A 22,039-nucleotide genomic window follows, 5' to 3' on the forward strand; every position below is an offset into this window, starting at 1 on the left:
GTTCCGGTATTTTCAGAAACTTTAATAAGAATTAGTGAGCATTACATGAGTATTGATATCGCTAAATATCCGACTTTGGCACTCGTTGAGACGCCCGATGACTTGCGTCTGTTACCGAAAGAGAGTTTACCGAAACTCTGCGATGAACTGCGGCAATATCTGTTAAACAGTGTCAGCCGTTCCAGCGGGCATTTTGCCTCCGGTCTCGGCACGATTGAACTGACTGTGGCACTCCATTATGTCTATCAGACGCCGTTTGATAACCTGATCTGGGATGTCGGCCACCAGGCCTATCCGCACAAGATCCTGACCGGGCGCCGCGACCGTATTGACACTATCCGCCATAAAAACGGGCTGCACGCCTTCCCGTGGCGCGAAGAGAGTGAATATGATGTCCTCAGTGTCGGCCACTCCTCCACCTCCATCAGTGCCGGTGTCGGGATGGCGGTTGCCGCTGCCCGTGAAGGACGTAACCGTAAAACCGTCTGTGTGATTGGTGACGGCGCAATCACCGCCGGCATGGCCTTTGAGGCAATGAACCACGGCGGGGATATCAAATCCGACATGCTGGTGATCCTCAACGACAATGAGATGTCTATCTCCGAAAACGTCGGTGCCCTTAATAACCACCTGGCACAGCTGCTTTCCGGCAAGCTCTACACCACGCTACGTGAAGGCGGCAAAAAAGTGTTCTCCGGCCTGCCGCCTATCAAGGATCTGCTGAAGAAAACCGAAGAGCACATCAAAGGCATGGTGGTACCGAGCACCTTCTTTGAAGAGCTGGGTTTCAATTACATCGGCCCGGTAGACGGACACGATGTACTGGCGCTGATCCAGACCCTGAAAAATATGCGTGACCTGAAAGGTCCTCAGTTCCTGCATATTATGACGAAAAAAGGGCGCGGTTATGAACCGGCTGAAAAAGATCCGATCAGCTGGCACGCCGTGCCGCAGTTTGATCCGTCAACCGGCACACTGCCGAAAAGCAAATCGTCCAAACCGACCTTCTCAAAAATCTTCGGTGACTGGCTGTGTGAAGAAGCAGAACACGATCCGAAACTGATGGCGATCACCCCCGCCATGCGCGAAGGTTCCGGCATGGTGCGCTTCTCCAAATCCTTCCCGGATCAGTATTTTGATGTGGCGATTGCTGAACAGCACTCCGTCACCTTTGCCGCCGGGCTGGCTATCGGCGGTTACAAGCCGGTTGTCGCAATTTACTCCAGTTTCCTGCAGCGTGCCTACGACCAGGTGATCCACGATGTCGCGATCCAGAAACTGCCGGTGCTGTTTGCTATCGACCGCGCCGGGATTGTCGGCAATGACGGCCCGACACACCAGGGCGCGTTTGATCTCTCCTTCCTGCGCATCCTGCCGAACATGGTGATCATGACCCCGAGTGATGAAAACGAGTGCCGCCAGATGCTGCACACCGGCTATCACTACGGCAAAGGCCCGGTGGCAGTCCGTTATCCGCGCGGCGGCGGCTGTGGTGCCACACTCCAGCCACTGACTCAGATTGAGATCGGTAAAGGTGTTGTGCGCCGTGAAGGGGAAAAAACCGCAATTCTGGTCTTCGGTACCCTGCTGGAAGAAGTCCTGAAAGCGGCAGAGAACCTGAACGCCACCGTGGTGGATATGCGTTTTGTCAAACCGCTGGATGAAGCCCTGATCCTGGAGATGGCAGCGCGCCATGACACGCTGGTGACTGTCGAGGAAAACGCCGTTATGGGCGGTGCGGGCAGTGGCGTGAATGAATTCCTGATGGCGCAGCGCAAGCCGGTACCGGTGCTCAATATCGGTTTGCCGGACAGCTATGTGCCGCAGGGCGACCAGGAAGAGATCCGCAGCGATATGGGCCTGGATGCAGAGCATATTCAGAAATCCATCGAAGCGTATCTGGCAAAAGCCTGATTATCCTTCCTGACATAAAAAACCCTGCTGATGCAGGGTTTTTTATGTTATCAATAATGCCGCTGCCACTTACTCTGCCAGCGCTTTCACCGCAAAATGATCAAACCCGCTCAGCGCCGGTTTTACTTCCTCACCTTTGCTGAAATAGCGGATGCCGTCACTCTCCGGTTTCATCTGCCCGATACAGCAGAAAGGTGCGCCGGTGTGTGCCAGTGCCATTTCCAGCGCGCCACGGTTAATTTCCGGAACGGTAAAGCACAGTTCATAATCCTCACCACCCGCCAGTGCACGGGCAAGCGCCAGCTCCGGTGATGAACAGGCTTTCAGTGCCTCAGACATCGGTAAGTTATCCAGCTCAATCCTGGCACCGCAACGACTGGCTTTCAGGATATGGCCGAGATCGGAAATCAGTCCGTCAGAAATATCAATTGCTGAGGATGCGAGGTCGCGCAGCGCCTGCCCCTGTAAAATACGCGGTTGCGGGCGCAGATGACGTTTCAGCAGATATTCTGTATGCGCCGGGTCTTCCGGCTGCAGTTCACCCAGCAAAATTGCCAGTCCGGCGGCGCTGTCACCCAGTGTGCCGGTGACATAGATCCAGTCGCCGTTACGGGCACCGGCGCGTTTCATTGCCCGCCCTGCCGGGACCAGGCCATGCACCGTTAGTGTCAGGCTCATCGGGCCGCGTGTGGTATCGCCGCCGATTAACTGCATGCCGTAATAATTCAGTTGCTCAAAGAAGCTGTCGCTGAATTCGCCCAGCCACGCTTCATCAATGGACGGCAGCGTCAGCGCCAGGGAAACCCAGGCCGGATCAGCACCGATAGCGGCCAGATCACTTAAATTTACCGCAAGGGATTTCCACGCCAGATCACGGGCAGAAACGGAAGGCAGAAAATGAATACCGGACACCAGGGTATCCGTACTGACAGCAACCTGCTGTTTTTCCGCTACGGTCATCAGAGCGCAATCATCTCCGATACCCAGTTCAACGTCCCGGCGGTAATAGTGCTGCCGGTCAAAAAAACGCCGGATGAGATCAAATTCACCACAAGCCATAATCAGAAATTCCGCAATCAGATAAAGACAAAAGGCCGGTTAAACCGGCCTCTTTTATATCATGTCATGTATGTCCGTGCATAAAAGTATCAGATGATTACTTTCTGCGGGCATTCGGCGCAGCTTTATCAAGCACACCATTGACAAATTTGTGGCTCTCTTCCGCGCCGAACACTTTCGCCAGTTCAATCGCTTCGTTGATAACCACTTTGTAAGGGACATCTTCACGGTAGCTTAATTCATACATCGCCAGACGCAGAACCGCTTTTTCCACCTGACCTAACTCTTCCAGCTGGCGGGAGAGGTACGGTGCCATCAGTGCATCAAGACGCACTGCATTCGTTGCCGCACCAAAGAACAGCTCACGAAAATAGGCGACATCAACGTCTTTGACATCCTGCTCTGACAGAAATTCTGATTCAACATCCGCAATGTTATTGCCGGATAACTGCCACGAATAAAGCGCCTGAACGGCACATTCACGAGCACGACGACGAGCTGCAGGTTTCACACATATCCCCTTACTAAAATCTGAATTCAGCCTTTGATGGCCTTAATTACGTTGATCATTTCCAGCGCGGTCATTGCGGCTTCCGCCCCTTTGTTACCGGCTTTGGTTCCCGCACGTTCAATGGCCTGTTCAATATTTTCGGTGGTCAGCACCCCGAAAGTCACCGGAATCGCGCTATTCATTGCAACGGCGGATAACCCGGAGCTGCATTCACCGGACACATATTCAAAATGTGCGGTGCCGCCGCGGATAACAGTACCCAGCGCAATAATAGCGTCATATTTTCCGGTATCAGCCAGTGTTTTCACTGCCAGCGGCAGTTCATACGCACCCGGCACCCAGACCGTTGTAATGTTCTCAGAGGAAACCTGACCGATACGCTCAAGCGCATCAACCGCACCGTCTAACAGGCTGTCGTTGATGAAGTTGTTAAAGCGGGCAATTGCGATGGCGATACGCGCACCCGGCGCACTGACAACACCTTTAATGACGTTCATAGCCTTTCCTTCTTACGAGTTTCATACTGCGGGGCGCGGATTTTATCACATTCTTTCCGTCACCGCGCCTGTGTTTTTCAAACTCCGGAATAAAAATTAAATTCCGGCGTAAATTCAGCGGTTAATAAACCGGGATCAGCCGCAGGCGGAGATCCGGCCCGACCATCGTGCAATCGTCGATCCGCAACTGCGGCGCATCACGCAGATGGGCAAGCGGCGGCAGTGTAAAGAGATCCTGTGCACCGCTGCCCAGAATTTTCGGTGCCAGATAAAGCACGATTTCATCCGCCAGCCCAGCTTTCAGCAATGCGCCCGCCATATGTGAGCCGCACTCTGTCCAGATATGGTTAATATTGCGTTTGCCGAGCTGCATCATCAGCAGAACCAGATCCACACCACTGCCGTTCTCCGGCAGGATCATTTCCTCAACATCGCCCTGCCAGTTATCCGGCTGAGAGGCGGTCCGCGCCAGCCAGCAACTGCCCGGCAATTGTGTGACACGGTGCTGAGCGGTCACCCGCTGACGGCTGTCGGTGATAATTCGCACCGGCTGACGGATATCCGCCTCCGGATAACTTTGCTGCAGCGATGCCGGGAAATCCGCATGGCGGACAGTCAGGCCCGGATCATCCGCCAGAACCGTGGCACTGGTGGATAAAATCGCCCCGGCCTGTGCGCGGAATTGCTGAACATCCTGCCGTGCGGCTTTTGAGGTGATCCACTGACTTTCGCCATTGGCTAATGCGGTTTTACCGTCGATTGATGCCGCCATTTTCAGCTGAATATACGGGAAACCGGTACGCATCCGCTTAAAGAAGCCTTTATTCAGTGCTTCCGCTTCCTGCATCAGTACGCCGTGGCTGACGTCAATACCGGCTTCACGCAGTTTAAACAGTCCGCGTCCGGCCACCTGCGGATTCGGATCCTGCATGGCGGCCACCACCCGGCCGACCCCGGCATTGATCAGCGCTTCGGCACACGGCGGTGTGCGGCCGTGATGACTGCACGGCTCCAGTGTGACATACGCGGTGGCACCACGGGCTTTATCACCGGCCATGCGCAGCGCATGCACTTCCGCATGCGGTTCACCGGCGCGCTGATGGTAACCTTCGCCGACGATTTCGCCGTTACGGACAATCACACAGCCGACATTCGGGTTCGGTGCCGTGGTAAAACGACCCAGCGCCGCCAGTTCAAGGGCGCGGGCCATATAAAATTCATCAGAATGCATCATGTTCAGTCCTGCAGGCGGGCAATTTCCTCGCCGAATTCACGGATATCCTCAAAGCTGCGGTAAACCGAGGCAAAGCGGATATACGCGACTTTATCCAGCTTTTTCAGCTCGCTCATCACCAGTTCGCCGACAAACTTAGCAGAGACTTCCCGTTCGCCGGTAGCCCGTAACTGCGATTTGATATGACTGAGGGAAGTTTCGATATCGTCAGAGCTGACGGGGCGTTTTTCCAGCGCCTTCTGCATACCGCGGCGCAGCTTTTCTTCGTCAAACGGCTCGCGGCTGTCATCACTTTTGACCACACGCGGCATCACCAGCTCGGCGACCTCAAATGTGGTAAAACGTTCGTGGCATTCCAGACACTGGCGGCGGCGGCGGACCTGAGAACCATCACCCACCAGGCGTGAGTCGATGACTTTGGTATCAACGGCAGAGCAAAACGGGCAATGCATAAATTATCCTGCGGGTCAATGAACTGTTGCGGTAGTTTACCCTGTTTACACATAAAAAACACCCTGCATGCTTGCACATACAGGGTGTTTTCTGTTTTTTCACGGCAGAAATTACGGCAGGATAGATTCCTGATCCGCACCTTCTTTTTCCACTTTCTGCACAATCAGGTGCTCACGCTTCATACCCAGTTTCAGGGCCAGCGCGGACGCCACGTAGATTGAGGAAATGGTACCGATAGACACACCAATCAGCATGACCAGCGAGAAGCCTTTCAGCATTGCACCACCGAAGATATAGAGCATCAGAACCACTAACAGGGTGGTTGCCGATGTCATAATGGTACGGCTTAACGTCTGAGTCAGGGAAACGTTCATGATCTCATACGAGGTACCACGGCGGATTTTGCGGAAGTTCTCACGGATACGGTCAGATACCACGATACTGTCGTTCAGTGAGTAACCGATTACCGACATCAGGGATGCCACAATGGTCAGGTCAATCTCAATATGGAATAACGACAGTACGCCGAGGGTGATGATAACGTCATGCGCCAGCGCGATAACCGCACCCAACGCCAGACGCCATTCAAACCGCATCGCCACATAAATCAGGATACAGATTAATGCGGCGATCAGTGCCATCGCCCCAGTCTGAGCCAGTTCAGCACCCACACTCGGTCCGACGAATTCAATACGCTTGACCACTGCATTTTCATCAATATCTTTGTTAATAACATTGATGACAGTTTTACCCAGTTCCTGACCAGCCACGCCTTCTGCCGGCGGCAGACGTACCATGATGTCACGGCTGCTGCCGAAGTTCTGGATCAGCGGGTCTTTAAACCCGGCCAGCGAAACAGTATCACGGATTTTATCCAGGTCAGCCGGCTGGCTGAAGTTAACTTCGATGACGGTACCGCCGGTGAAGTCCAGACCCCAGTTAAACCCTTTCACGCCGATGATTGCCACAGAGGCAATCAGCAGCAGTGCCGAGATGGTAAATGCCACGTTGTCCCAGCGCATAAAGTCATAGACTCTGCGGCCGTGGTTTAATTGTTCAACAGTATAATCCTGTGCCACAACGTGCTCCTTAAATAGACAGCTTATTAATACGTTTACCGCCGTACAGCAGGTTCACGATGGCACGTGTACCGATAATCGCTGTAAACATGGAGGTTGCCACACCAATGGCTGTCGTAATCGCAAACCCTTTAATTGAACCGGTACCGACCGCGTACAGAATGACAGCGGTAATCAGTGTGGTTAAGTTTGCGTCGATAATACTGGAGAAGGCGCCTTTATACCCTTCATGGATTGCCTGCTGGACAGAACGCCCGTTGCGCAGTTCTTCTTTGATACGTTCGTTTATCAGTACGTTCGCATCAACCGCAACCGCAAGGGTCAGCACGATCCCCGCAATCCCCGGCATGGTCAGCGTAGCCCCCGGTAACAGCGACATCACCCCGACAATCAGGATAAGGTTCGCCAGTAACGCGCTGCTCGCGATCAGACCGAATTTACGGTAGTAGATCACCATGAAGAGAATTGAGGCCATCAGCCCCCACAGACACGCTTCCAGGCCCTGCTCGATATTCTGCAGACCCAGAGTCGGCCCGATGGTCCGCTCTTCCACAATCTGGATTGGTGCAATCAGGGCACCGGCACGCAGCAGCAGTGATAACTGACGTGCTTCATTGGCATTATCAATCCCGGTGATACGGAAGTTTGACCCTAAACGGGACTGGATATTGGCAATGTTGATAACTTCTTCGTTTTTCTCAAGGATTGAGCGGCCTGCGGCATCTTTACGCCCGCTGTCTTTATATTCGACAAACAGGGTCGCCATCGGCTTATACAGGTTATCCTTGGTGAAATCGGACATGGTGTTACCACCGGCGCTGTCCAGCGAGATGCTGACCTGCGGCTGACCGTACTCATCACTCTGTGATGTGGAGTCAGTAATGTGGTCACCGGTCAGAATCACACGCTTGTACAGAGCGACTTTGCGTCCGTCACGGGTGTATTTCACTTCGGTGTCGCCCGGAATACGGCCTGCTTCGATAGCGGCAGGGTCAACAGTGCTGTTGACCAGACGGAATTCCAGCGTGGCGGTTGCCCCGAGGATCTCTTTCGCCCGGGCGGTGTCCTGAATACCCGGTAATTCGACCACGATGCGATCCGCACCCTGACGCTGTACCAGCGGCTCGGCAACACCGAGCTGGTTAACACGGTTACGCAGGATAGTGATGTTCTGCATAACTGCATAGCTGCGCGCTTCACTTAAGCGCTGATCGCTCATCACTGCGGTCAGGGTGTTATCCGAACCGTCTTTGAAGACTAAATCACGCAGGCGTTTTGTTAACAGCGAGCTGGCTTCGGAGCGTGATGCATCATCACGGAAGCGGACTTCCACGCCGTAATCCGCTGATTTGCGGACAGAGGCGAACGGAATGCTGTTCTCACGCAGCAGCGAGCGGATACCGTCGAGATTCTGCTCCTGCAGTTTACCCAGCGCGGTTTCCATATCCACTTCCATCAGGAAGTGAACACCACCACGCAGGTCGAGACCCAGTTTCATCGGCTCGCCACCGACGGCGGTCAGCCATTTCGGTGTCGCAGGAGCAAGGTTCAGGGCAACAACATATTGCTCCCCCAGGCCTTTCATCAGCTCTTCACGGGCACGTAACTGGATATCAGGATTTGAGAAACGGGCAAGTATCACACCATTTTCCAGTGCGATCGACTTACTCGCGATCTGATCTTTTTCTAAAATGGTCCGGACCTGATCCAGGGTCTGTTCATTGGCGGCGGTTCCCCGCGCGCCAGTGATTTGAACAGCCGGATCCTCTCCATACAGGTTTGGAAGCGCATAAAGCAAACCGATGAGGATCGCAGCGATCAGCATCAGATACTTCCACAAAGGATAACGGTTTAACACGGCAGTCCCTTCGGGAAAATCATACTACAGGAAGATTACAGCGCCTTCAGTGTACCTTTCGGTAAAACTGCTGCGACGAAATCACGTTTGATGGTTACTTCAGTTGTTTCGTTCAGTTCCAGAACGATGTAGCCGGTGTCAGACACTTTAGCCACACGACCGATCAGACCACCGGTAGTTAACACTTCATCACCTTTGGTAATGGAGTCCATTAATTGCTTGTGTGATTTAGCACGTTTCTGTTGCGGGCGCAGGATCATGAAGTAGAAAATCAGCACGAAAACGACCAGCATAACAATCAGAGACATCGGGCTGCCCTGAGAAGCGGCCGCACCGGTTGATGCTACTGCGTCAGAAATGAAAAAACTCATCAAACTATCCTCTTGTTATTCACATAATTATCAGGCAGATAAACCTGCCGGTGGGATATCGCCTATGTTATACCCCACCGGGTGATCCCGTTTCGGGGAAATCACTCACTTAACGGCGGAACGGGTTTCCCGATCCGCTGATAAAATTCAGCGGCAAATGCGTCCAGACGGCCTTCTTCGATTGCCTGCCGGATACCCGCCATCAGACGCTGGTAGTAGCGCAGATTATGAATGGTATTTAAGCGCGCGCCAAGGATTTCATTACAGCGATCCAAATGATGCAGGTAAGCGCGCGTATAATTGCGGCAGGTATAGCAGTCACATTCCGCATCCAGCGGTGATGTATCTGATTTATACTTCGCATTACGGATTTTTACCACGCCGTCCGTCACAAACAGATGACCGTTACGGGCATTACGGGTCGGCATCACGCAGTCGAACATATCAATACCGCGGCGCACCCCTTCCACCAGATCTTCCGGTTTGCCCACGCCCATTAAATAGCGCGGTTTATCTTCCGGGATCTGCGGACAGACATGCTCCAGAATACGGTGCATATCTTCTTTCGGCTCGCCGACAGCCAGACCGCCCACAGCGTACCCATCAAATCCGATTTCCACCAGCCCTTTCACTGACACATCGCGTAAATCTTCGTAAACACTGCCCTGGATGATACCGAACAGTGCATTCGGGTTACCCAGTTCATCGAAACGGTCACGGCTGCGTTTTGCCCAGCGCAGGGACATTTCCATGGATTTCTTCGCGTAATCCCGGTCCGCCAGATACGGCGTACACTCGTCAAAAATCATCACGATATCAGACCCGAGATCGTACTGGATTTCCATCGATTTTTCAGGACTTAAGAAGATTTTTTCTCCGTTGATCGGGTTACGGAAATGGACACCTTCTTCTTTGATCTTACGCATTGCGCCCAGGCTGAATACCTGGAAACCACCGGAGTCAGTCAGAATCGGGCCTTTCCACTGCATAAAGTCATGCAGGTCACCGTGTAATTTCATAATTTCCTGACCGGGGCGCAGCCACAGATGGAACGTGTTGCCTAATAAGATTTGCGCACCGGTCTCTTTCACTTCTTCCGGTGTCATCCCTTTCACTGTGCCATAAGTCCCCACCGGCATAAATGCAGGGGTTTCAACAACGCCACGATCAAAAATTAAGCGACCACGGCGCGCACGGCCGTCTGTCGTCTGCAGTTCATATTTCACAAAACCTCCGGCATCAGAAAAACAGTCTGATGATGTGTAATTAGCGGCAGTCAGTCAGCAGTCGCTGAAATCTGCCTGATCAATAATCAGTAGTATATCAGTCGTTTTGACCAATTTTTTCAAATTTCGCCTGCGGGTTGCGGGTAATAAACATCGCATCCCCGTAGCTGAAAAAACGGTAATGCTCACGTACCGCCGTTTCATACGCCTGCATGGTGTGCTGATAGCCGGCAAACGCGGAAACCAGCATAATCAGCGTGGATTCCGGCAGATGGAAATTGGTGATCAGCGCATCCACCACCTGATACTCATATCCCGGATAAATAAAGATTTGCGTATCATCAAAGAACGGTGCAATCAGCGCATCCTGTGCCGCTTTCGCCGCACTTTCCAGGGAACGCACGGATGTTGTGCCGACAGCGACCACTTTATTACCGCGTGCTTTACACGCCAGCACGGCATCAACCACATTCTGCGGCACTTCCGCATATTCGGAGTGCATGATGTGATCTTCGATGTTATCCACGCGCACCGGCTGGAAAGTACCCGCCCCGACATGCAGGGTGACAAAGGCCATTTCCACACCCTTTTCGCGCAATGCCGCCAGCAGCGGCTCATCAAAGTGCAGCCCGGCAGTCGGTGCGGCCACCGCGCCGGGGCGGTCATTATACACGGTCTGGTATAACTCGCGATCCGACTCTTCATCAGGACGGTCAATATATGGCGGCAGCGGCATATGACCAATCTGATTCAGAATAGTCAGCACATCGCGCTCATCATCAAAACGGATTTCAAACAGTGCATCGTGACGCGCCACCATAGTGGCTTTCACGCTCTCATCTTCGCCCAGCAACAGCTCCGCACCCTCTTTCGGTGCTTTCGATGCACGGACATGTGCCAGTACACGATGCTCATCCAGCATCCGCTCCACCAGCACTTCAATCTTTCCGCCGGAGGCTTTGCGGCCGAACATTCTGGCGGGGATCACGCGGGTATCATTAAATACCAGCAGATCACCGGGATTGAGTTTATTCAGCACATCGGTGAAGATACCGTGGTTCAGTTCGCCACTGATACCATCAAGCGATAACAGGCGGCACTTGCTCCGCTCCGCCTGCGGATAGCGGGCAATCAGTTCGTCCGGCAGTTCAAAAGTAAAATCGGCAACACGCATGAGATTCTCGGTTTCATCTCAAAAAGAAAAACAGGCGCAATAGTCTAGTGCCCCGGTAAGCAGGGCGCAAGAAATAACCCGCCGACGGCGGAATAAAAGGCTGCGGTATTATGAATTTTCTCGCACATCTCCACCTTGCCTCACTGGCAAACAGCAGTTTTCTCGGCAATCTGATGGCCGATTTTGTCCGCGGCGCCCCGGAAGAACAGTACAGCGCACCGGTCGCGGCGGGGATCCGGCTGCACCGGCGTGTTGATACCCTGACTGACACACACCCGCTGGTACGGGAAGCCCGTCAGCTGTTCCGCCCGGAATACCGCCGCTACGCGCCGATCACCCTGGATGTGGTCTGGGATCATTTTCTTTCCCTGCACTGGTCACAATTTGAGCCCGCGACCTCACTGACCGATTTCACACAGCACGTCCGCACCGTGATTGAACCGCAGCTGGCGTTTACACCGGTGAAATTTCAGGAGCTGAATGAATTTATGTGGCCGCAGCGCTGGTTAATCCGTTATCAGGAAGTCCCCTATATCGGACAGGTGCTGGCGGGGATGGCAAAAAGGCGTCCGAAACTTGCCGCGCTCAGGGAGACAAATCAGGATTTTACCGATAATTATCAGTCTCTTGAAAATATCTTCTTCCGTTTCTATCCGCAGATGATGGACAGTGTGACAAAGCCGTTTACAGGTCAGTAACGGTTTTTACGTTCATTCACACAATTAGCACTTGAACTTTACTCAAATAACTCTATCTTATTCGGGTAGCAGATAGAATAATGAACTATTGATAGGTAAAACCTATTATATTAATCGGTATTATGATCTTTAATACCATCCCCGGATTCTTTATTCTGTCTGTTGTTTATTGCCATACTCTATATAATCTTACAGGAGTAAATTATGGTTCTGGTAACCCGTCAAGCCCCCGATTTTACAGCTGCAGCCGTTATGGGTAACGGTGAAATTGTTGATAACTTCAATCTGAAAGAACACCTGAACGGCCGTCCGGCTGTTATCTTCTTCTGGCCGATGGACTTCACGTTTGTCTGCCCTTCTGAGCTGATCGCATTCGATCACCGCTATGAAGAATTCAAAAAACGCGGTGTGGAAGTGATTGGTGTGTCTATGGACTCTGAGTTTGTTCATAACGCATGGCGTAACACTGCTATCGAGGATGGCGGTATCGGTCAGGTTCAGTATCCGATGATTGCGGATATCAAACATGACATCATGCGCGCTTACGGTGTTGAGTTTCCGGAAGCCGGTGTTGCTCTGCGCGGTTCTTTCCTGGTGGACAAAAACGGTGTTGTCCGTCATCAGGTCGTCAACGACCTGCCGCTGGGCCGTAACGTAGACGAAATGCTGCGTATGGTTGACGCACTGCAATTCCACGAAGAGCACGGTGATGTGTGTCCTGCTCAGTGGGAAAAAGGTCAGGAAGGTATGAATGCATCTCCGAAAGGCGTTGCTGACTTCCTGAAAAAGAACTCCGGCAAACTGTAAGTTCCGGCAGTTAAGAGATACAAAAACCAGCCTGCGGGCTGGTTTTTTTGTGCCTGAATCACGGGCAAAAAAATACCCCGCACATGACAGGGTATTTTTATAAACCGGGTTATCAGGCGTGTTTGTGATTCACTTCCGGCTCAGCGCCCATCAGGCGATCAACCACAATGGAAACCACCAGCACTGCCAGTGACGGCGCAAGCCACGCCAGGTCATATTTAAAGAACGGCAGTGACTCAATCCATGAAGGCATATAAGAGCCGAACATTTTAGTGGCTTTCAGAGCGCCCATCGTCCCGAGGATCAGGCTGACCAGCATTGCCGGCGCAACCACCCGTCCCGGTTTTTTCCAGAAGCGCAGTGTGAAACTCAGCAGGATCAGCACAATACACGGCGGATAAATGGATACCAGCACCGGAACGGAGAATGCTATCAGCTTGCTCAGCCCCAGGTTGGAAATCACCATGGAGAACGCACCGAGGATCCACACCAGTTTACGGTAAGAAATCGGCAGATAACGGCTGAAGAATTCCGCACAGGCACAGGTCAGGCCGATCGCCGTCACCATACAGGCAACAAAAATCAGCACCGCAAGGAAGAAGCTGCCGTAGTTACCGAAGGTATACTGGACATACGCATGCAGAATTTCCGCGCCGTCAGCCGGGTTCCGGATAATCGACCCGCTGTTTTCCCCTAATTTGAACAGCGCCAGATAAACCAGCGTCAGCAGCGCACCGGCAATCAGCCCGGCCCACATGGTATAGCGGGTCAGCAGTGACGAGTTTTCCACTCCGCGCGAACGGGCGGCATTAACAATGACAATCCCGAAGACCATGGCCCCGAGGGTATCCATGGTCAGATAACCATTAATAAACCCGTTGGAGAACGCCATTTCTTTATACTCCGGCGTTGCCATAATGGCATCACCGGCCGGCCACATTACCGCAGCCACCCCGAGGATCGCCAGAGCCAGCATTTTAACCGGTGCCAGCACATGCCCGACACTGTCCAGCAATTTGCCCGGATACAGAGAAATGCCGATCACACAGGCAAAGTAGATCACGCTGTAAATCAGCAGGGACATTTCAGATTCCCCGCCCACCAGCGGTGCAATCCCGATTTTATAGGAAACAGTGGCTGTACGCGGCGTGGCAAACAGCGGCCCGACGGACAGATAGGCCACAATAGCCAGCAGCAACCCGGCATATTTACCGATAGGTGTACTGAGTGCCTCAATACCGCCGCCGACTTTTGCCAGTGCGATCACGGTCAGAACCGGTAAACCAACGCCGGTGACCAGGAACCCGGCTGCCGCCGTCCAGACCATTTCACCGGCCTGAAGGCCGACCATTGGCGGAAATATAATATTCCCCGCCCCGACAAACAGCGCGAAGGTCATGAAACCTAAGGCTAAAATATCTCGTGAAGTTAAACGATGCGCCATATTATTTTTGTCTGTTACTGTTAATTTAATGTGAAATATTTAATAAAAATATCGGAAATAAAGATCCAACTCCCTGATCTGTCACCGGCGGCATCTCCTGCTGTTTTAACATTCCATTAGCACTATGTTATTCATGTTAAGTTAATAACTATAGTGATTAGATTTAAAAAACAGTGATAATTGCCAATAACTCACTACAAGTAAAACTTTTATAGCGCAGAAAGGCAATAGTCAAAGCAAAAACCAGAACTATATACCGAAGTCTATTTCCAAAGCAGCGATTGCTGTTATGTAAGCTTCAATAAACACTATATGATTTGTTTATATTTTAATCAGACATTTTAAATCTGCTGAAATTAACAGCGATTAAATAAAGAAAGCGGCAAAAGCCGCTTTAATGAGAAGATTTAGCGATAAGCCGTGCCGGAATGGTAAAACTGAACTCCGTTCCCTGCCCGGGTTTGCTGGTAATATCCAGATGGGTGTGATGATGCTGTAAAGCGTGTTTTACTATCGCCAGCCCCAGACCGGAACCGCCGGTCTGCCGCGAGCGGGATTTATCCACGCGGTAAAAACGTTCCGTCAGGCGCGACAGGTGTTCCGCCGGAATACCCGGGCCGTTATCTTTCACACTGAACACCGCATTACCGTTACGCAGCGCCCAGCTGACCTCAATCAGGGTATTTTCCGGTGTATGATTTACCGCGTTATACACCAGGTTTGACATGGCACTGCGCAGCTCTTCCTCATCCCCGAAAATCTTCAGTTTGTCATCCACCGTAAAGCGGATCTCCTGCTTACCCCGGCTGAGGGTAACGGCTTCCTGCTGAAGCATGATCAGCATTCCCGGTACATCCACCACCTGATCCAGCCCGCTTTTGACCGCCACTTCAATTTTTGACAGCTGCAAAAGCTGTTTAACCATACCGTCCATACGGCGGGTCTGCTCCTGCATGGTCAGAATCGCTTTTTTGTTCATCGGGTTATCAAAATCCTGATCCGCAAGCATTTCCAGATAGCCCTGCAAAACGGTCAGCGGCGTGCGCAATTCATGACTGACATTGGCAAAAAAATCACGCCGCGAGTTTTCAAGACGACGTTTCTCTGTCACATCACGGGCAACCATCAGTAACTGCCCTTCCGAGTACGGCATGATGCGCAATTCCATCATGCTGCCGTTATTCAGTTCCAGCGTCAGCGGCAGGGTATAATCGCCCTGGGTCAGATAGCGGCTGAAATCAGGATAACGCAGAAGGTTAAAGATGTGCTGCCCGTTATCATCCGGCCAGCGGAAACCAAGAAGGTGCTGGGCATGTTTGTTACACCAGAAAATATTGCCGTCTTCCGTCATCATCACTACGGCATCCGGCAGGGATTCCGCCCCGCTGCGAAAGCGTTTGATCAGGGTGGCGAGTTCACGGCGGCGCTTGCGGTTACGCTGCTGAAGCTGGTAGATACCGTAAAAAATCGGCTCCCAGCTGCTGCGGCCGGGCGGCGGCAGCATACTGCGGTCCAGCCACAGCCAGTCAGACAGTTTCAGTAAGTTATAGCTGTGCCAGACGGCAGCGGCAAACAGGGCACCGGCAAGAAACCAGCCGGTATAGCCGAAAAAAAGTGACAAAAAGAGTGCCGGCAGGCAGAAAACCAGTAATTCCAGTACAATTTTTTTCCACGAAAGACGCTCAAGCACGCGCGATCCTCTTGCGGTTTAACATTATTATCAGTAACGGACAGAGAAGCGGTAACCCGTTCCCCGGACTGTCTGTATCATTTTATCGTGCCCGTCCGCTTCCAGCGCCTTGCGCAGGCGGCGGATATGCACATCCACGGTGCGATCCTCAACATAGACATTCTCGCCCCAGACATAGTTGAGCAGCTGTTCACGGCTGTAAACCCGCTCCGGATGAGTCATAAAAAAGTGCAGCAGTTTGAATTCGGTTGGTCCCATTTCCAGCGGATTCTCATTACTGGTTACGCGGTGGGATGCCGGGTCGAGTGTCAGGCCGTTCATGGCGATAAGATCATCCGCCGCCATCGGGGAGATGCGCCGCAGAATCGCTTTAACACGGGCCACTAACTCTTTCGGTGAAAACGGTTTGGTCAGATAATCGTCTGCACCGGTTTCCAGACCTTTGACCCGGTCTTCCTCTTCACCGCGTGCCGTCAGCATCATCACCGGAATCTCCCTCAGCTGACTGTCCCGTTTCATATGTTTGATAACCTGAATACCGGAACCGCCCGGGATCATCCAGTCCAGCAGGACAAGATCAGGGAAAGGCTCCACCAGCCGGGCAATAGCCGCATCATAATCATCTGCCTCGATAGGCTGATAGCCATTCTGCTCCAGTACAAAACAGACCATTTCACGGATAGGTGCTTCATCTTCAACGACTAAAATTCGTCTTGCCATGGCGTTCCCTGTTTACCGTTAATTTCATTTCATCAGACAGTGCCGCGATTATGCGTCACTTTTGTGACAGATTTATGAATATCAGCCGATACCTCAGCCTGCACCGCAAAGATAATGTCATTAAACTGACATACTACACACAAAATGCGTGTCAGATCGTAAAATACTGGATATTTATCCAATATTTATTTTTACCGCCTGATTTCCGTTATACTCTGTTTTCAGTAAACCGCCTAATGCAATACACATTCAGTTCGCCCGGCAGGAATAACCGTATATATGAAAATCATTCACACATCAGACTGGCATCTCGGACAATATTTTTACACTAAAAACCGGCTGCAGGAACATCTGCAGTTTTCAGACTGGCTGATAAACCTGATAAAAGAACAGCAGGCAGATGCCCTGATTATCGCCGGTGATGTGTTTGATACCGCCTCCCCGCCGAGTTACGCCCGTGAGCTGTATAACCGTTTTGTTGCACAATTGCAGCAGACCGGCTGCCATCTGATTATGCTTGCCGGTAACCATGATGCCGTTGCCACACTGAATGAATCCCGTGAACTGATGGCCTGCCTGAATGCGGATGTGATTGCCCGGCCGGATCCGGCGCGGGATCTGGTCGTGCTTCATAATAAGCAGAATCAGCCCGGCGCGATTGTCTGTGCCGTACCGTTTCTGCGGCCGCGCGATATTCTGGAAAGTCAGGCCGGACAATCCGAATCAGAGAAACAACTGGCACTGCTGACCGCCATACAGACACATTATCAGTCTCTTTATGACAGAGCGGTGGCAAAACGGACTGAACTGGGCACGGATGTCCCAATCATTATGACAGGCCACCTGACAACAGTGGGTGCCAAAACATCGGAATCTGTCCGTGATATTTATATCGGCACACTCGATGCCTTCCCGGCCGGTGCGTTCCCGCCGGCGGATTACATTGCCCTCGGGCATATTCACCGCGCACAGTCCATCGGTGACAGCGGCACCATCCGTTACAGCGGTTCCCCCGTCCCGCTCAGTTTTGATGAGTCCGGACAGGAAAAAAGTGTCTTCCTGCTGACCCTGGAGAACAACAGTATTACAGCGATTGATGCGGTGCCGGTTCCCTGTTTTCAGCCAATGGTCTGTCTGAAAGGCGATCTCGATGCCATCAGCCTGGCACTGGAACAGTTTCCGCCCCGTGATGAACATACACAGCCGGTCTGGCTGGACATCGAAATTGCCGGGCGGGATTACCTGCCGGACATTCAGAAACGTATTCAGGCACTGACAGAGCCGCTGGCTGCTGAAGTGCTCCTGCTGCGGCGCGAGCGCAGGCAGATAACCGCAGACAACAGCGAAGCCCTGCGTGAAACCCTGAATGAACTGACTCCGGATGATGTTTTTGCCCGCCGTCTGGCACTCAGTGATACCGAAGAAGAGGATATTCCGCGTCTCACCACCCTTTTCCGCCGCGTGTGTGAACAGGTTCGTGACCAGGCAGAGAGAGACAGCAGTGAAATCAGCACCGGTATCAGCGGAAAAAGCAGCCCCCGCACAGACAGCCGGAAAGGAAAAAGTGAATGAAAATCCTGACATTACGGTTTAAAAATATCAATTCACTGCAGGGCGAATGGAAGATTGATTTTACAGCAGAGCCCTTTGCCGGAAACGGACTGTTTGCCATCACCGGCCCGACCGGTGCCGGGAAAACCACGCTGCTGGATGCCATTTGTCTCGCGCTCTATCATGAAACCCCGCGCGTAAAAACATCCGCATCCCAGAATGATGTGATGACCCGCCATACTGCGGAATGTCTGGCCGAAGTGGAGTTTTCCGTCAAAGGAAAAACATACCGCGCGTTCTGGAGCCAGCGCCGCGCAAGGGATAAAGCTGACGGTAACCTTCAGCCGCCGAAGGCCGAACTGGCTGAGTGTGCCACCGGAAAAATTCTCTCAGACAAACTGACGCAGGTCAGGGAGAGCATTATTGAGATCACCGGCCTGGATTTCGCCCGTTTTACCCGTTCCGTCCTGTTATCACAGGGAAATTTCGCTGCCTTTCTGAATGCCGGTGATAATGAACGGGCGGATCTGCTGGAAGAACTGACCGGCACGGAAATTTACCGTCTGATTTCCCGTCAGGTTTATGAAGACTACAAAGCCGCGCAACAGGCGTTATCTCTGCTGGAAGCGCAGACCGGCGCTATCCGGCTGATGACAGACGAGGAGCGTCTTGCGTGTCAGGCTGAACTGACCACTCTGCAGGCTGATGAGCAGGCTCAGCTTATCCGTCAGACACAGCTACAGACCGCGCTGCAATGGTGGCAGCACCGCGATACACTGAATACAGAAACAGAACAGCGGCAACAGCAACATGCTTCCGTTATGCAGCAGATACAGGATGCACAAACACAGCTTAACCGGCTTGCCCGCGCCAAACCGGCAGAAAAACTGCGCCCGGCCGGAGAGGCAGTGCAGAGCAGTGCCGCCTTAAGTGCACAGCTGACCGCCCGTATGCAGGAACTGGCACAAACTACAGAGAGCACCACCCGCTCGCTGCAGCCGCTGAGCAGTCAGTGTGAGGAGCAACAACAGTTACTCACCGGGCTGAAACAGCAGTATCAGCAACTGGAAACACTGGCAGAAAACGACATCAGGCCGCTGGATAACCGGCTGCAGCTGCTGAACAGTCAGTCTGAGACACTGACACAGCACTATCAGACACAGTTTCAGGAACAGCAGGCACTGCAAAACCAGTCAGTACAGCTTCAGCAACAGCTGGCGCAAACCCGTGACAGTTATGCACGCAGCACACACTTCAGACAGGAAAATGCACAGAAAGCAGAGCTTCCGTCCGCCATTGTTCAGTGGCGGCATGAGCTGCACACCCGGCAGGAATACCGGGCTCAGATTTTCGCACTGACAGAACAGCAGCAGGCGGGGGAAATTCAGCAGCAGTCACTGACCGCAGCACATACAGAAATGGCAGATAAACTGGCTGCCCGCAATCAGTCTGTTCTGCCGCTGAAAACAGAGCTGACCGCCTTACAGACCACATTGCAGCAGGCCCGGCAAACCGAACCGGATCAGCAGTTAACCACACAACTGCAACAGACCGGTGAAAAACGCGGATTACTGCAAAAACTGACATCTCTGGCACCGGAAATCACCCTGCTGACCCGTAACCGGGAAAATCTTCTGCAACAACAGCGCGACTCTCAGGAAGAGATTAAAACGCTGACAGACCTGATTGCACAACACGGGCCGGTTCTGGCTGACCAGCAGGTACATCTGCGTGACCTGACAGCCCGTTATCAGCTGGAGCAAACCATTGTCCGGCTGGAGGCGGAACGTCAGCGTTTACAGGCCGGAGAGCCCTGTCCGTTATGCGGCAGTACCGATCACCCGGCTGTCACGGACTATCAGCAGGTAACACCGGATGAAACCGCGCAGCGCCTGGAAACACTGACACACACTATCAGAGAGGCGGAAAAAACACTGGCAGCGAAGCAATCTCAGCTGGCCTTTACCCGCACACAACACGAAAAACTGAGCAGTACACTGCAGGAAACCGGAGAGGCTCTCGCGGCTCATACTTCACAATGGCAGAAAATCTGTCTTGAGGGCGGGTTTGACGCCCTGACAGATTCCCCGGTATCACTGAATGACATCACTCAGCATTATGACGGGCTGTATCAGCAGCAACAGCAGTCTCTGGAAGCCCGCCGCACCCTGGAAACACAGGTATTAACACTGCAAAACCGGTTACAGGCGGAAGAGGCTGAGTGTGAGCGGCTGTCACAGGCATTACAGCGCAACAGTCAGGAACAGCAGTTCCTGGCGCAGCAGCAGACGGAACGGGCGGCCCGGCTGACGCAGCTTCATCAGCAGCAACAGACACTGGAAACCTCGCTGACACAAACCGTGACCGCCTTTGGTTACACCATTCCCTCACCGGCAGAAACCGCTGAGTGGCTGGCACAGCGTCAGCAGGAAAGTGATCAGTTCGCCGCAAATGAACAACTGATACAGCAAAGTGCACAGCAACTCGCGGAACTGACCGCACAGCAGCAAAATCTGGAAGCACAGCAGACAAAGCTGACCACACAACTGGCAGAACAATCCGCCGCACTGGCTGCACTGCAACAACAACACAACGCCGTCACGGAACAGCGGCAGGCGCTGTTTGGTGATAAAAATATCAGCACGGAATTACAGAAACTGCTTCATCAGCAGCAGGAAACGGAAAACCGACTGAAAACCCTGACACAGCAGCGCGACAGCCTGCAACAGCACCTTGCCGGGCTCCGGGGAGAAGAAAAACGGCTGCAACAGCAGATTCTGGACGCACAGGAGCAGCAGCACCACAATCAGCAGATTTTTCAGCAGCAACTGGCAGAAAGCCCGTTTGCCGGTGAGGCCGATTTCCTCGCCGCCCTGCTCAGTGAAGAGGAACATCAGCAGTTACAGACGCTGGAAACAGCACTTAACCAGGCACAGCTGAAAGCCGCCACCAGTCTCGGGGATGCCAGAACCGCGCTGGAGCAGCATCTGTCCGTCCAACCGGAGCCGTTCCGTGAACAGTCCCGGCAACAGCTGACAGAATCACAGACCGCCGCCGTACAGCAACTGCGGGAACTGAGCAGCCGTCAGGGGGAACTGCGCGGACGGCTGACGGCGGATGATAATCTGCGGGTACAGCAGCGCGATTTACTGGATCAGATCACCCGGCATCAGCAGGACGTCACCGACCACAGCCGCCTCAATCTGCTGATAGGCTCTGCCGATGGCGCCAAATTCAGCCGCTTTGCCCAGGGACTGACGCTGGATTATCTGATCCATCTGGCGAACCGGCGGCTGGAGAAACTGCACGGCCGCTATGTATTGCAGCGCAAAACAGCAGATAGCCTGGAGCTGCAAATCACAGATACCTGGCAGGCAGACACTCAGCGTGACACCAAAACCCTCTCCGGCGGGGAAACGTTCCTGGTCAGCCTGGCGCTCGCACTGGCCTTGTCTGATCTCGTCAGTCATAAAACACAGATTGAATCCCTGTTCCTCGACGAGGGCTTCGGCACACTGGATCAGGAAACACTCGATATTGCGCTGGATGCACTCGATAACCTGAATGCCACCGGAAAAACCATCGGTGTTATCAGCCACATTGAAGCCATGAAAGAACGTATTGCGGTGCAGATCTCTGTCAGAAAAATGAACGGACTCGGGATCAGCAAATTATCGCCGGAATATCGTGTTACAACGGCGTGATATTTTCACGCCATTAGTACACAATTATTAATTCAATGATATTTATTGG

18 protein-coding genes are annotated in these 22,039 nt (G+C 52.8%); 5 read left to right on the top strand and 13 right to left on the bottom strand.

The window, feature by feature from the left end; genetic code table 11:
* Nucleotides 1-45: 45 nt before the first annotated feature.
* Complete coding sequence (gene dxs / locus U868_RS0101565; RefSeq protein WP_025151760.1) at nucleotides 46-1,914, top strand: 1-deoxy-D-xylulose-5-phosphate synthase; 1,869 nt, start codon at nucleotides 46-48, stop codon at nucleotides 1,912-1,914.
* Nucleotides 1,915-1,983: 69 nt separating this feature from the next.
* Here dxs and thiL read toward each other — a convergent pair whose 3' ends face one another.
* The 10 genes from thiL to queA form a co-directional block, all read right to left on the bottom strand.
* Complete coding sequence (gene thiL / locus U868_RS0101570) at nucleotides 1,984-2,973, bottom strand: thiamine-phosphate kinase (RefSeq protein ID WP_025151761.1); 990 nt, start codon at nucleotides 2,971-2,973, stop codon at nucleotides 1,984-1,986.
* A gap of 97 nt (nucleotides 2,974-3,070) precedes the next feature.
* The gene (gene nusB / locus U868_RS0101575) at nucleotides 3,071-3,484 is read right to left on the bottom strand and encodes a transcription antitermination factor NusB (RefSeq protein ID WP_004240412.1); all 414 of its coding nucleotides are present in this window, start codon (nucleotides 3,482-3,484) and stop codon (nucleotides 3,071-3,073) included.
* A 26-nt stretch (nucleotides 3,485-3,510) separates the two neighbouring features.
* Nucleotides 3,511-3,981: a 6,7-dimethyl-8-ribityllumazine synthase gene (ribH, locus tag U868_RS0101580; protein ID WP_025151762.1), complete on the bottom strand. Its 471-nt coding sequence runs from the start codon at nucleotides 3,979-3,981 to the stop codon at nucleotides 3,511-3,513.
* 121 nt (nucleotides 3,982-4,102) lie between these two features.
* Nucleotides 4,103-5,212 carry a bifunctional diaminohydroxyphosphoribosylaminopyrimidine deaminase/5-amino-6-(5-phosphoribosylamino)uracil reductase RibD gene (gene ribD / locus U868_RS0101585; RefSeq protein ID WP_025151763.1) on the bottom strand — a complete coding sequence of 370 codons (1,110 nt, stop codon included), beginning with the start codon at nucleotides 5,210-5,212 and terminating at the stop codon, nucleotides 4,103-4,105.
* A 5-nt stretch (nucleotides 5,213-5,217) separates the two neighbouring features.
* On the bottom strand, nucleotides 5,218-5,667 hold the full coding sequence (gene nrdR, locus U868_RS0101590) for a transcriptional regulator NrdR (protein WP_004236428.1): 450 nt from the start codon (nucleotides 5,665-5,667) through the stop codon (nucleotides 5,218-5,220).
* A gap of 111 nt (nucleotides 5,668-5,778) precedes the next feature.
* A complete protein-coding gene (gene secF, locus U868_RS0101595) occupies nucleotides 5,779-6,747 on the bottom strand; it encodes a protein translocase subunit SecF (protein WP_025151764.1) in 969 nt (322 codons plus the stop codon).
* A 10-nt stretch (nucleotides 6,748-6,757) separates the two neighbouring features.
* Entirely contained in the window at nucleotides 6,758-8,605 is a 1,848-nt protein-coding gene (gene secD / locus U868_RS0101600; RefSeq protein WP_025151765.1) for a protein translocase subunit SecD, read from the bottom strand.
* Nucleotides 8,606-8,640: 35 nt separating this feature from the next.
* Complete coding sequence (yajC, locus tag U868_RS0101605; RefSeq protein ID WP_004236424.1) at nucleotides 8,641-8,976, bottom strand: preprotein translocase subunit YajC; 336 nt, start codon at nucleotides 8,974-8,976, stop codon at nucleotides 8,641-8,643.
* A gap of 101 nt (nucleotides 8,977-9,077) precedes the next feature.
* A complete protein-coding gene (tgt, locus tag U868_RS0101610) occupies nucleotides 9,078-10,202 on the bottom strand; it encodes a tRNA guanosine(34) transglycosylase Tgt (protein WP_025151766.1) in 1,125 nt (374 codons plus the stop codon).
* A gap of 97 nt (nucleotides 10,203-10,299) precedes the next feature.
* Complete coding sequence (gene queA / locus U868_RS0101615; protein WP_025151767.1) at nucleotides 10,300-11,376, bottom strand: tRNA preQ1(34) S-adenosylmethionine ribosyltransferase-isomerase QueA; 1,077 nt, start codon at nucleotides 11,374-11,376, stop codon at nucleotides 10,300-10,302.
* A 110-nt stretch (nucleotides 11,377-11,486) separates the two neighbouring features.
* Here queA and U868_RS0101620 point away from each other — a divergent pair, with 110 nt between their 5' ends.
* Both U868_RS0101620 and U868_RS0101625 read left to right on the top strand, forming a co-directional pair.
* The gene (locus U868_RS0101620) at nucleotides 11,487-12,074 is read left to right on the top strand and encodes an ACP phosphodiesterase (RefSeq protein WP_025151768.1); all 588 of its coding nucleotides are present in this window, start codon (nucleotides 11,487-11,489) and stop codon (nucleotides 12,072-12,074) included.
* A 204-nt stretch (nucleotides 12,075-12,278) separates the two neighbouring features.
* Nucleotides 12,279-12,881, top strand: a complete 603-nt coding sequence (locus tag U868_RS0101625; protein WP_025151769.1) for a peroxiredoxin C — start codon at nucleotides 12,279-12,281, stop codon at nucleotides 12,879-12,881.
* Between the two features lie 112 nt (nucleotides 12,882-12,993).
* Here U868_RS0101625 and brnQ read toward each other — a convergent pair whose 3' ends face one another.
* The 3 genes from brnQ to phoB all read right to left on the bottom strand — a co-directional run bounded on the left by brnQ (nucleotide 12,994) and on the right by phoB (nucleotide 16,735).
* Nucleotides 12,994-14,325, bottom strand: a complete 1,332-nt coding sequence (brnQ, locus tag U868_RS0101630) for a branched-chain amino acid transport system II carrier protein (RefSeq protein ID WP_025151770.1) — start codon at nucleotides 14,323-14,325, stop codon at nucleotides 12,994-12,996.
* 394 nt (nucleotides 14,326-14,719) lie between these two features.
* Nucleotides 14,720-16,015 (bottom strand): phosphate regulon sensor histidine kinase PhoR, encoded by a 1,296-nt coding sequence (gene phoR, locus U868_RS0101635; protein ID WP_025151771.1) that lies wholly within the window; start codon nucleotides 16,013-16,015, stop codon nucleotides 14,720-14,722.
* Nucleotides 16,016-16,045: 30 nt separating this feature from the next.
* Nucleotides 16,046-16,735, bottom strand: a complete 690-nt coding sequence (gene phoB / locus U868_RS0101640) for a phosphate regulon transcriptional regulator PhoB (RefSeq protein WP_004236414.1) — start codon at nucleotides 16,733-16,735, stop codon at nucleotides 16,046-16,048.
* A gap of 279 nt (nucleotides 16,736-17,014) precedes the next feature.
* Here phoB and sbcD point away from each other — a divergent pair, with 279 nt between their 5' ends.
* The gene (sbcD, locus tag U868_RS0101645) at nucleotides 17,015-18,307 is read left to right on the top strand and encodes an exonuclease subunit SbcD (protein WP_025151772.1); all 1,293 of its coding nucleotides are present in this window, start codon (nucleotides 17,015-17,017) and stop codon (nucleotides 18,305-18,307) included.
* A complete protein-coding gene (locus tag U868_RS0101650) occupies nucleotides 18,304-21,990 on the top strand; it encodes an SbcC/MukB-like Walker B domain-containing protein (protein ID WP_025151773.1) in 3,687 nt (1,228 codons plus the stop codon). Before sbcD ends, U868_RS0101650 begins: the two co-directional genes overlap by 4 nt.
* Nucleotides 21,991-22,039: the final 49 nt, after the last annotated feature.

The organism is Morganella morganii H1r (assembly GCF_000633515.1).
GTDB lineage: Bacteria > Pseudomonadota > Gammaproteobacteria > Enterobacterales > Enterobacteriaceae > Morganella > Morganella morganii_B.

What these genes read in the sequence shown, in the direction of transcription:
- yajC (WP_004236424.1), bottom strand. Translation starts at nt 8,976, where the DNA reads ATGAGTTTTTTCATTTCTGACGCAGTAGCATCAACCGGTGCGGCCGCT.
- ribD (WP_025151763.1), bottom strand. Translation starts at nt 5,212, where the DNA reads ATGCATTCTGATGAATTTTATATGGCCCGCGCCCTTGAACTGGCGGCG.
- U868_RS0101650 (WP_025151773.1), top strand. Translation starts at nt 18,304, where the DNA reads ATGAAAATCCTGACATTACGGTTTAAAAATATCAATTCACTGCAGGGC.
- sbcD (WP_025151772.1), top strand. Translation starts at nt 17,015, where the DNA reads ATGAAAATCATTCACACATCAGACTGGCATCTCGGACAATATTTTTAC.
- U868_RS0101625 (WP_025151769.1), top strand. Translation starts at nt 12,279, where the DNA reads ATGGTTCTGGTAACCCGTCAAGCCCCCGATTTTACAGCTGCAGCCGTT.
- ribH (WP_025151762.1), bottom strand. Translation starts at nt 3,981, where the DNA reads ATGAACGTCATTAAAGGTGTTGTCAGTGCGCCGGGTGCGCGTATCGCC.
- U868_RS0101620 (WP_025151768.1), top strand. Translation starts at nt 11,487, where the DNA reads ATGAATTTTCTCGCACATCTCCACCTTGCCTCACTGGCAAACAGCAGT.
- queA (WP_025151767.1), bottom strand. Translation starts at nt 11,376, where the DNA reads ATGCGTGTTGCCGATTTTACTTTTGAACTGCCGGACGAACTGATTGCC.
- brnQ (WP_025151770.1), bottom strand. Translation starts at nt 14,325, where the DNA reads ATGGCGCATCGTTTAACTTCACGAGATATTTTAGCCTTAGGTTTCATG.
- nrdR (WP_004236428.1), bottom strand. Translation starts at nt 5,667, where the DNA reads ATGCATTGCCCGTTTTGCTCTGCCGTTGATACCAAAGTCATCGACTCA.
- thiL (WP_025151761.1), bottom strand. Translation starts at nt 2,973, where the DNA reads ATGGCTTGTGGTGAATTTGATCTCATCCGGCGTTTTTTTGACCGGCAG.
- dxs (WP_025151760.1), top strand. Translation starts at nt 46, where the DNA reads ATGAGTATTGATATCGCTAAATATCCGACTTTGGCACTCGTTGAGACG.
- phoB (WP_004236414.1), bottom strand. Translation starts at nt 16,735, where the DNA reads ATGGCAAGACGAATTTTAGTCGTTGAAGATGAAGCACCTATCCGTGAA.